Source organism: Nitrosomonas sp. Nm58 (genome assembly GCF_900107335.1).
In the GTDB taxonomy this organism is placed as follows: domain Bacteria; phylum Pseudomonadota; class Gammaproteobacteria; order Burkholderiales; family Nitrosomonadaceae; genus Nitrosomonas.
Genome location: NZ_FNPQ01000029.1, coordinates 23,481 through 34,453, shown reverse-complemented (window position 1 = coordinate 34,453; position 10,973 = coordinate 23,481). Strand labels below are relative to the sequence as shown.

Here is a 10,973-nt window from a genome sequence, read left to right as displayed (position 1 = left end):
AGCAGCAACGAAGATGGCTTAAGCGGCGCCAAGCCGTGGAGCCCGCGATCGGGCATCTCAAATCAGATCACCGAATGGATCGTTGCTGGTTACAGCGAAAACTGGGCGATGCGCTCCATGCAGTACTGTGTGCAACGGGTTACAACCTACGCTGGTTGCTGCGGGCAATGGTTCGCCTGGGGCTGAAGACGGCTTTTTTACGCATTTTATTGCTTCAGCTGGTCAATTCTATCAGGAGCGAACTTCTGACTGTTGATGTGAATACTCGGCATGCTAAATCTATATTAGCAGCCGGGTGAATTTTGCAGGGCCGACTAGCTACTGTACTGACTGCACTCCATGTCTGGATCCTTGAGAATCGAATTTACCAATGTGTTGTATCGCACCATTTCCTTTGAAGATAGACAGAATGATTGTGTCAGTTTTCCAGGACGTTGCAAAAAGCGATTATCGTGCAAAAGGAAGCGCTACGTAGCTCTTAATCTGATCAGAGTTCGTGGGAATTCCTCAAAATATAGCTTCGCCGCGAGTCACTCTGGTAGTATTCCTGTATTACAGCTTGCTTTCCAGTTAATAATTTTTTCTTGTTGGCTTCCCGCAGTTTCCAAGCTTAACTCAATCACAAGTTTTTGCCTGCGGGAATTTGCGATGTCATGATCGCTATAGCCACAGCCAAGGCAAGGTGTATCGGACCGTGGCGCGTATGTTGGTTTTAACCGCTTGGAGTCCTGAGTCATACCGTCTGTCGTGGCGACCGCTGGCACCAGAGAATCTAGGTTGAAGGGGAAATCGCGGAACAATCTGGAATGGTCCATTATGCAAACTCGTCTTCACGACATTGTAAAAAAACTCTGCATCAAATCCAGATTCTCGCTGTTTCCAAAGGCCTTCAAACAATCCTCGGTAACCCTTGGTACTACATGCAAATGATCGCAGATCCATGTTGCGGTTTCCCTTGAGTTTACCTGTTCCCACGAAAGGTACATTGTGAAGGTCGCACACGAGATCAAATGGATCTGAAAGTGACTTCATGATCTCCGCAATGTTAGTGAGCAGGAGTCGTCCTGTCACTTTCCAGAAAACATCCTGCTCTTGAGCAAGTTTACTCATTGCCAAGCCATAGTCGATCAGCTTGAATTCGCCATACGCCTTCCCATACTGAACGGGATGATCATTTCCAGCAAAACTGATGATTTCAACAATTTTATCGTGGACAGTTGATCGAGCAAGTGTTTCGATCGGTTCGATATCACCTGCAGAATTATCAACAAATAACAAGCGATCAAAACTTGTCTTCGGCAACGAAAGATAAAATTCGAGGGCCCGAAGGTAATCATTTAACCGTGTCGTGAGATCAGATCTCGCTACCGCTCCTCTCGGTGGTGAGAGGGTGGCAGTCATCAGAACGAACGCCGCAGACCGGGAGGAAATTTCCTGCATCGATGGAGATTCTTTACCGTGGATAACGCGGTGCACGAGTGGTGGCTGAATCATGAGCCTCCAAGGCTAAGAAATTACTTTTTTCATAAAATTGAAAAGTACCAAAGATTGGATACGAAGTCAAAAACGATCATACGTGATCAAAAATATAATTATATCTGACTCAAACTGCAAAAATTCCATTATATTCTGGCGCTTTGAGCAAATGATGGTCAGGGAGAAACTCCCTTCGGAGAATAAAGCGTACAAGGGATCTGCCATTGAATTTGTGAGTGGCAGCTGATATCAAGCAGCGTAGTACGGTTTGTTGATGGATGTGTAGAGCTCATAAGGGTCCGTTGTGGATAATTTCAGCTAACTCGACTCTGTCGGCTCTGAAATGCCGCTCTCGCATTATCCAATATGCGCGCCGGGATGGTTGCCAGTCGAATGATAGTGGCTCTGGAGAATAGACGAGACGTTTGGCTGATCAATCCAATTAGCCTATCTTTTAAGGAATCAATGATGAATCTCCTCTCAATTCCTGTTGCTATTGATGTCGGCAATACTTGCCACTGAGTGGTGGTTGGGCTGCTGGATGGCAAATTTTTGAAGAGTTCGACATTGTCTATAATGCATGTGGCATTGATGAATTCTTCCGACGCATGGACGCGACCGAGCCACACTGTCAGCTGTCGATAGCGGTGGCAATGGATGGTCATATACTCTCACCATGTGAACGCCGCTTGTATAGCGCCAACGAGCTTAAATTTGCCCGTTACAAAAGAATCTTTCCAACATAACCCAGAATCGCACCATTGATATACGCTGAAGGCAAAAAATACAGTCAGGTGATCCTCCTCTGGACTGCCATTTGGTGTAGGTTATATGGTTAAGGTTCATGCAGGGAAGAAAATACGAAATCCGGTAAAAAGGTACAAAGATCACTTGAAAATTTAAGCAAGATGTTAAGATTTTGCCAATTACTACTACCGCTTGCGATTCCCTCAAGTTTCGGTGTTACAGCTAGATACCAGAAAAACTATTGAAGTTCTCAGCAAATATTCCGGTACGACGTGGGGACTAAACATTTCCCTAAATGATTCAACAGTAGTTGAATAGCCCGTCAAAGCACACCCAACGCTGAACTTAAAGTAGTGACACGGCCCGCCCCTGCGCCAGAAACTCTTGAACCCTTCTTACTGTAGCATTCACACCTACATTGTCAGTTACTTGCCTGATTTCGTCTCATAGTTATTTGCGGGTATACTCACGCAAAAATTTACGATTTTTCAGAAGTAGATCGAGCGTAACTCAATAAACCACAAGGCAAAAATGGATTTTCTTATATGAAGAATAAGTTGACAGCACTTTATATCAAATGTAGATTCGCGGGTCTGAACGTCAATCAAAAAATGGAGGAAAAAACTTAAAATGATCTCAACAGTATATGCTGTCACACTTGCGTGTATGGCTTTTATAGCAGCAGTTTTCTTATTTGTCATTGTTAATTCCAAGGAAGTTGAGGCAGATTACCCGGCAGTTATAAACAAATGGTACGGAGTACGCAGCAAATGGTTTTTTTTCTTACTTACACTTGGAATTGTCATTACATTTGCTTCTACTAATCCGTTCCCAATTTCAGATCAGAAGAAAGAATATCAAGAGGATGGTCATCAGTTGGTTAAGGTAGGAGCTCATCAGTGGTATTGGACAATGACTCCTGATACCGTGGAAACAGGCAAGCCGGTTGTATTTTATGTCACTGGCGAGGATGTAAATCATGGGTTTGGGATCTATGATGAAAACCTGACGTTAGTCGGACAAACTCAGGCGATGCCAGGTTATACCAACAAGCTTGTGCACACATTTGACAAACCAGGTAAGTATAAAATTCTCTGCTTGGAGTATTGCGGATTGGCACATCACGCCATGATCACCGAGCTAACAGTAGAAAAAGCAGATCAACAGTAATATTAAGAACAATTAAAGAGTGGAGGGGACTATGAGTAGTACAGCAGTAGCAAGTGGAAAGGTCGAATATACGGATTCTGAGAACAGGAATGCCTTAATTGCTGTCAAGGCGCATCTGATCGCAGGATTGTCGGTGTTTTTGCTGATGATGCTCGGCGGATTGGCTATGCGAGCAGCACAAGGCACCTGGATTGAAATTGGCGTTGATTTGTTTTATCAAATCATGACCGTTCACGGTGTTGGCGTCGTGGGTGCTGCAGTGATAGCCTCAACGGGCGTGCAATGGCATTTCCTACGCAAGTATGTGCGGCTAAGCAACGCCATCTTCTGGACAAATTTCTTCATTTTTCTGACTGGCGTCGTGATGATTCTGGGTTCCATCTTCCTGGGCGGATATGGAGGTGCGTGGACGTTCCTATATCCATTGCCTGCGATTTCTATGGGTGCTTGGTCTACTGGTGCCGCAGCAGTTTTCCAGTTAGGAGTGCTCATTATCGGGGTTGGTCTCCTGATTCTTTACCTGGACTTCGGTCGTGCCATTTTAGCTCGTTATGGTAGTCTGGCCAGAGCGCTCGGACTTACTATGCTCTTTGGTAAAGAGCCGGTCGATCCTGCACATCCGAAAGCTGTAGTAGCTAGCACGATGGTACTGATCGTCAATTTTCTAGGTATAGCAGCAGGAGCAGTGGTATTAGTAATGGGTTTAATCAATCTTTATAACCCAGAATTTCAGCCTGATGCAATGCTGATGAAAAATTTGATTTATTTCTTTGGTCACGTAATCATCAATGCAACTATTTATGCTTCCGTGATAGCGGTTTACGAATTACTTCCTCGTTATACCGGACGTCCATGGAAAACGAATAAAGTATTTCTTGCAGCGTGGTTCGCTATCGTATTTATGGTAATGGGTGTTTATCCACATCATCTCTTGATGGATTTCCCAATGCCTGCCTGGGCAATGATCGCCGCCCAAGTACTTTCTTTCGGTAGCGGTATACCCGTTCTAGTCGTTACCGGCTATGGTGCGTTGATGCTTGTATATCGATCAGGAATTAAGTGGACTACTACAACTAAATTATTGTTCTTATCCATGTTTGGCTGGGCCGCTGGTGTGATTCCCGCTATTCTGGATGCAATGGTTACCATTAATCGGGTATTTCACAATACGCTGTGGGTACCAGGACACTTCCACTTCTATTTATTACTCGGATTGCTACCAATGATCATTGGTTTCACTTATTACCTTGCTGGAGAGGGCGACCGGAACGAACAGCCTAAAGCAACCGATAGTCTTGGGTTCTATGCATATTTGATTGGTGGTTTTATGACCTCCATGGTCTTCCTTGCCAGTGGCGCAAATAGTATTCCTCGTCGCTGGGCAGTTCATATGGAAGAATGGGTTACTTTTGCACAAGTAGGCACAATAGCAGCTGCATTAGTTGTGCTGGGAACGTTACTGTTTACTTTACGTGCAATTTTTATTTTACCAGGAGCTGCCAATCCTCGTTAATGCGGTAATTTCTTTTTGTCTAGGAGATTACTAGAGATAGGTAGTAGTACCTAAAATACTGGTAAGATAAAAGGAATCTAAGGTATTTTAGGTACTTTCATTGAGAGGTATAAGGATGAGAACTTTTCTGGCAACGGTTTTCATAGCTATAATGGGGTCTCTTATCCTCTGGGTAAGTACAGATAGGGGGCGTGCATTTACTGTTGAAGAAGCGCGTCGCCTGGATGTGCGTGAGAATCCTCGTTTTGTACCTGAATGGCACCTACAAAACCAGGACTTAGAAACTGTCACAATACAGGATTGGCACGAGGGTTTCCTTGTTGTAGATTTTATTTATACAAGCTGTCCAAGTGTATGTCTGATACTTAGCAGCGGCCTAAAAAGCCTGCAGAAAGATTTTGCTTCGGAATTAGAGAAAAATAATTTACGTCTTTTGAGTATCAGTTTTGACCCAGAGAAGGATACTCCTCAGAGACTCAAGGAACATCTCTCCCACTTCTCTGCCAACTTTAAATACTGGATTGCAGCTCGTCCAGTCAGTTCATCTCAGAAAAAAGCCATCCTTGATTTCTTTAAGGTAATCGTTATCCCCGATGAATATGGCGGTTATACGCATTCTGCAGGCTATCATGTTATTGATCCACAGGGTCGGTTAGTTGCCATTTTTGGTGTAGAGCAGCTTAATGAGCTAAAAGAATATCTAACTCAAGTATTGAATAAAGAAAATGATCATTAAAATTAAGCAGGAATGGTTGCTCTTGACAGCGTTTGTTGTATTGGCTTTGCCTCCTATGCAACAATTCCTGGAACAAAGCATGGTAACGCACATGCTTGTTCAGATCCCAGTATTGGCGATAATAGGATGGATGCTTGGGAAAAAACTACCTGAGAATTGGAAAAGCAAGATAACACTCTGGAATCGATGGGGAATAACAGGTATGGTACTTGCTGTCATAATCATGACTTACTGGATGTTGCCACGCGTCCTGGATGCTGCCATATCGGAATGGCATTTCGAGCTGGTAAAATTTGTTACTGTACCGATAATGGGTATCGCGCTTAGTTTAAGCTGGCCATTGCTTAATCCTATTGCGCAGGGAGTCTTAAAGCTGGAATTTTGGGCTACTTTTATGCGTCTAGGCTGGTTATATCTAGATCTCCCTGATCGCCTTTGTGCGAATTATCTGTTGAGTGACCAACGTATTTTGGGGCAATTGCTTTTGCTAGGTGGAAGCGTTTGGGCTATTACTTGGACACTCCGCATTATGTTCGGAATCAGGATCATCAAGACCTAGAATGTGGTAATACGTTTAACGTATTACCACATTCTATTATTCTGTTTTTTTTATGCGCTGTGTGTGCGATACCACAACACAGAATTAAATATCACTGCTCCGAGAATGTTGCCAATCGTCACAGGAATTTGATTCCACAACCACCACTGTGAAATGGTCACATCTGCACCAGATAGTATTCCCACTGGGAAGACAAACATATTCACGACAGCATGCTCAAAGCCAAGAGCAAAGAAGGTTGCGAGTGGTAACCAGATCAGCATCACCTTGCCAGGAACACCACGCGATGCCTTGGCGAAAACTGGAGCCAGACTGACTAACCAGTTACACAACACGCCCATGCCAATAGCCGCAAGCCAACCACTCATGCCGTATTCTGAATAAGAAGCTTTCTTTTCAGCAAGTTTAGCTAACGTGGTCAATACGCCGGGTGTTTCTCCTGCGCCTCCCTTGGTTAATGCAAACCAAAGCAACCAAGCAAAGAAAATGCCGCCGACCAAATTAGCTATAAATGTCCATGACCAGTTACGTATCACGCTTGATAACTGGATTCGTCCTGCAAGCAGGGCCATGGGCATTACGGAGAAACTGCCTGTTGCCATTTCAAGACCGAGTATTGCCAACATGATATAGCCCACCGGGAAAAGTAGGCCAGCAGCTGCTGTCGGCCACCCTTGAGAAACCAGTAATGCGGATAAAGCCGTAGCATAGGCAAGAAATGGTGTACACAAAAATCCCCGCACCAATATTTGGGAAACGTTAAATTTACTTTTTTTAACTGCATCTTCGACAAGATCACGCCCCATCTGTAAGGGAGGGACGCTATCGATGGTGGCTGAATCACTTGCTTTAGGAGGGATTGCACTACCACCGGCTGACATAGTCTCAGCGGCGATGCTGGATTGAATAGCCTGTTCGATTGAGCTGATCGAAGGTTGTCCGGATTCTTTCATTTTTTCTCTTAGATAGCGTTAATCAAGGAAATACTGATATTTATACTATGCAATCTGATGCATGGTAGGCAAGGATTCTGCCACATCTTAGAGTGGGCGGCAAGCGAGTAGCTTACCCGTTTAATAATTTAAGTTACTGATAGAGCAGGATCAAATTCATTGAGAATGATATTCCAATAGGAAATATTGACTTTATCTGCCTGGGTATTGCCAGAGACCTCGTGGTCAGTTACCTGTTACCAGATAGTGTCTTATATTTCTGAATTCTTACAGTGATATTTCTGGTAAATTGATCGTTGTGGGTAGTCGCAACCAACATAAAGAAAGTGTTTTTATACGCCGTTAGATTGAATGAACTTCGATACAATGACAGTAATCAGCCTGAATGGCTTGTGATGCTATAATACTTTATTCTAACTACATAAGTTATTTCATGGCGGTTCCCCATCTTACCACTGCTTTACGCGGCCCAATTCTTGAATTAGAAAAACGCATCCTGGAGGCAATGCCCACTATTGAACATTGGTTACGTGGCAAATGGCAGAATCATACCGTTCCTTTTTATTGTTCCGTAGATTTACGTAATAGTGGGTTTAAGCTAGCACCGGTCGATACCAATCTTTTTCCAGGCGGATTCAATAATCTCAATCCAGAATTTTTACCGTTATGCGTTCAAGCAATGATGGCCGCTGTGGAAAAAATTTGCCCTGATGCGCATAGCATATTGCTTATACCGGAAAACCATACTCGTAATATCTTTTACTTGCAGAATGTTGCCATATTGCAAGGTATTATGCGACACGCAGGCCTGCATGTTCATGTTGGCTCCCTCTTGCCAGAAATTACCAGTGCGACCACGATACAACTCCCTGATGGAAGCACTCTTATATTGGAGCCGATACAACGCAAGAATAATAGACTGTCGGTGGAAAATTTCGATCCGTGTGCGGTTCTACTTAATAATGATCTGTCAAGTGGTATTCCAGAGATTTTGAAGGATCTTGATCAGATTGTTATTCCGCCATTGTATGCAGGTTGGTCGACGCGTAGAAAATCTCAACATTTTTCTGTTTACGATAATGTAGCTCAAGAATTTGCAGAGTTAATTGAAATTGATCCATGGTTAATTAATCCTTATTTTAGCTCCTGCGGCAAAATTGATTTTCGTGAGAAAAAAGGCGAGGACTGTGTGGCTGCTGCAGTTGATGAAATATTGAAGGATCTCCAGGAGAAATACACTCAATATGGTGTCAAAGAAAAACCTTTTGTTATTGTTAAAGCTGATTCTGGTACTTATGGTATGGGTATTATGACTGTTAAAGATAGTGTGGATGTCTACAAACTCAATCGTAAGCAACGCAATAAAATGGCAATAATCAAAGAAGGCTTATCAGTCACGGATGTATTGGTACAAGAAGGTGTATACACTTTTGAGAGTATAAATCACGCGGTTGCGGAGCCTGTTATTTATATGATTGACCGGTATGTAGTGGGTGGTTTTTATCGTGTCCATACAGGAAGAGGTGTTGATGAAAATTTAAATGCCCCGGGTATGCATTTTGTACCATTAGCTTTTGATGCTTCTTGTGTGTTGCCTAACCATGCGGCTCTTCCAGATTCTACGCCAAACCGATTCTATGCGTATGGTGTGGTGGCACGACTAGCATTATTAGCGGCTGCGCTAGAATTAGAGCGTCATGCAACAATATCTCTTAATCAAACTTCAGAAGCATTACAGAGCTAGCACTCGATGAAACTTGCTTTCATACTGGATCAACTGGACTCGATTAAGATTGACAAAGATTCCAGTTTTGCCATGATGCGTGAAGCCGCGGCCCGGAATCATCAACTGTTTGTCATGCAACAAGGAGATCTTGTTTGGAAAGATCGTATAGTGACTGGATTTTCTCGTAAATTGACGCTAATTGATCAAAAGGACAAAAAATATCAGTGGTATCAGGAAGGTCTGTCAGAGGCAATACCACTACAAGAATTTGATGTGGTATTAATGCGCAAAGATCCGCCATTTGACATGGAATATGTGTACAGCACTTATCTATTGGAGTTTGCTGAGAAGCAAGGCACATTTATTGTTAACAGTCCAAAAAGTATAAGAGATCACAATGAGAAGCTTGCCATTGCGAAATTTCCTCAATTTATTCCACCTACTTTAGTGACCAGACAAGAGTTCCTGATTCGAGAATTTCTCGATGAGTATGGGGATATCATATTAAAACCACTTGATGGCATGGGCGGTGCGAGTGTGTTTCGTATTCATCGTGCTGATCATAATATTAGTGTTATTCTCGAAATGCTTACTCATTACAGTACCCGCACCATCATGGCACAGCGCTTTCTACCCGAGATTAGCCAAGGTGACAAGCGCATTTTACTGATTGCTGGAGAACCTGTTCCCTATGCGCTTGCCCGTAAACCCAGGCCAGGTGAAATACGTGGCAACCTTGCGGCTGGCGGCATTGGTATAGCCCAGCCATTATCCGAGCGCGATCTTGAGATCGCAAATACATTAGGTCCGCAATTATACAAACAAGGATTGATGCTTGTAGGGCTTGATGTAATCGGCGACTCATTGACCGAAATTAATGTTACCAGTCCAACTGGAATGCAGGAAATTGCCAATCAAACTGGTTTTAACGTAGCGGGAATGATGATTAATGCACTTGAAAGCTGTGTAAGTAACCGATTTTAAAAGGCAAGAGAATTACCAATCCAATTGAATTGACAGTGAGTATACTGTTGTATGCTACTTTATTGTCGTTTTAGGCTAGAGTCTGTTGACGTTTTGAGGTAAGTATTTCATAAGTCGAAGTAAACTCGTAATATTGAGAGACTTTCACACCCCCCACAAAATGAGTTTGCGATGCCCCGACTGATGCTCACTGATGAGTTCTGGCCGAGGCTGGAGAAGATTCTGCTTCAAGAAGCGATTTATAACAAGCGCAATCTGCGCATGACGGTGGAAGGTGTGCTATACCAAATGCGGGTTGGTTGTCCGTGGCGGGATTTACCCGAGGTTTTTGGATGCTGGAATTCCATCTATAAGAGATTCAATGCTTGGTCATCCACTAACGAGTGGAGCAGAGTTTTCAAGGCACTGATTATTGATCCGGATTGGGGGTGGAAATTTATTGATGGCAGCTACGTTGAAGCGCATCAGCATAGTGCAGGAGCTGCCGACAAGAAGCCGCAGGCCATCGGAAAAAAGCCGTGCTGGCAACGCTACGAAGATCCACCTTGCTGTCGATGGTTGTGGTTTGCCGGTTGAATTTGAAATTACCGGTGGAGATGTGAATGATTGCTCTGTGGCACCGGAGCTGATTGCCAAGTTACCCGATGCGCAGGCGATTGTGGCGGATAAGGGCTATGACAGTGAGTGCATACGTGAGCAGATCATAAAGAAAGGAGCCAGGGCCGTGATCCCAAGAAAGCGCAATTCGCTGAAGGGTAACGCAGATATGGATTGGGGCTTGTATAGGTACCGGCATTTGGTGGAAAACGCCTTTGCCCGACTAAAAAGCAGTATCGGGCAATAGCAACACGATACGACAAATTGAAAAGAAATTACGAAAGTATGGTAGCTATCGCGTGTGGATATCTTGTGGCTATCTATGTGAAATGTCAACAGACCTTAGGAGCGAATCTATATTGGTGGTACATTGGTGCGAAGAAAAAACAAACTTCCAAAAAGTGACTTGCTAGTAGATTTGTAGCAGCATGCGCCTACTCAGGTGTAAGCATATCTAGCACAAGCAACATTGTGCTTTCATACTTAGGAAATGTTTTTTGAGGCACTCAAGA

At 43.6% G+C, this 10,973-nt stretch carries 9 protein-coding genes and 2 pseudogenes; 9 read left to right on the top strand and 2 right to left on the bottom strand.

Features of this window, described 5'->3' with window-relative positions:
- A pseudogene (locus BLW34_RS16995) lies at positions 1-299 on the top strand (hypothetical protein); the annotation flags it as partial.
- Positions 300-660: 361 nt separating this feature from the next.
- On the opposite strand, the gene BLW34_RS10920 reads toward BLW34_RS16995, so the two are convergent.
- The gene (locus tag BLW34_RS10920; RefSeq protein ID WP_090579402.1) at positions 661-1,494 is read right to left on the bottom strand and encodes a hypothetical protein; all 834 of its coding nucleotides are present in this window, start codon (positions 1,492-1,494) and stop codon (positions 661-663) included.
- Between the two features lie 494 nt (positions 1,495-1,988).
- Between BLW34_RS10920 and BLW34_RS15650 the strand changes: the two genes are divergently transcribed.
- The 5 genes from BLW34_RS15650 to BLW34_RS10900 all read left to right on the top strand — a co-directional run bounded on the left by BLW34_RS15650 (position 1,989) and on the right by BLW34_RS10900 (position 6,201).
- Entirely contained in the window at positions 1,989-2,222 is a 234-nt protein-coding gene (locus tag BLW34_RS15650) for a hypothetical protein (RefSeq protein ID WP_143037912.1), read from the top strand.
- Positions 2,223-2,853: 631 nt separating this feature from the next.
- The gene (locus tag BLW34_RS10915) at positions 2,854-3,393 is read left to right on the top strand and encodes a cupredoxin domain-containing protein (protein WP_090543717.1); all 540 of its coding nucleotides are present in this window, start codon (positions 2,854-2,856) and stop codon (positions 3,391-3,393) included.
- Positions 3,394-3,424: 31 nt separating this feature from the next.
- Positions 3,425-4,906: a cbb3-type cytochrome c oxidase subunit I gene (locus BLW34_RS10910; RefSeq protein ID WP_090579399.1), complete on the top strand. Its 1,482-nt coding sequence runs from the start codon at positions 3,425-3,427 to the stop codon at positions 4,904-4,906.
- A 115-nt stretch (positions 4,907-5,021) separates the two neighbouring features.
- On the top strand, positions 5,022-5,642 hold the full coding sequence (locus BLW34_RS10905; protein WP_090579396.1) for an SCO family protein: 621 nt from the start codon (positions 5,022-5,024) through the stop codon (positions 5,640-5,642).
- Complete coding sequence (locus tag BLW34_RS10900) at positions 5,632-6,201, top strand: hypothetical protein (protein WP_090579392.1); 570 nt, start codon at positions 5,632-5,634, stop codon at positions 6,199-6,201. The genes BLW34_RS10905 and BLW34_RS10900 overlap by 11 nt, the downstream gene beginning before the upstream one ends.
- A gap of 50 nt (positions 6,202-6,251) precedes the next feature.
- On the opposite strand, the gene BLW34_RS10895 is transcribed toward BLW34_RS10900, so the two are convergent.
- Positions 6,252-7,154, bottom strand: a complete 903-nt coding sequence (locus BLW34_RS10895) for a formate/nitrite transporter family protein (RefSeq protein WP_090579390.1) — start codon at positions 7,152-7,154, stop codon at positions 6,252-6,254.
- 433 nt (positions 7,155-7,587) lie between these two features.
- On the opposite strand from BLW34_RS10895, the gene gshA reads away from it, so the two are divergent.
- From gshA to BLW34_RS10880, 3 genes and pseudogenes are all read left to right on the top strand, one after another.
- Positions 7,588-8,898 carry a glutamate--cysteine ligase gene (gene gshA / locus BLW34_RS10890; RefSeq protein ID WP_090579387.1) on the top strand — a complete coding sequence of 437 codons (1,311 nt, stop codon included), beginning with the start codon at positions 7,588-7,590 and terminating at the stop codon, positions 8,896-8,898.
- A gap of 6 nt (positions 8,899-8,904) precedes the next feature.
- Entirely contained in the window at positions 8,905-9,864 is a 960-nt protein-coding gene (gene gshB / locus BLW34_RS10885) for a glutathione synthase (protein WP_090579384.1), read from the top strand.
- 171 nt (positions 9,865-10,035) lie between these two features.
- Positions 10,036-10,789: pseudogene (locus BLW34_RS10880) on the top strand (IS5 family transposase).
- Positions 10,790-10,973: the final 184 nt, after the last annotated feature.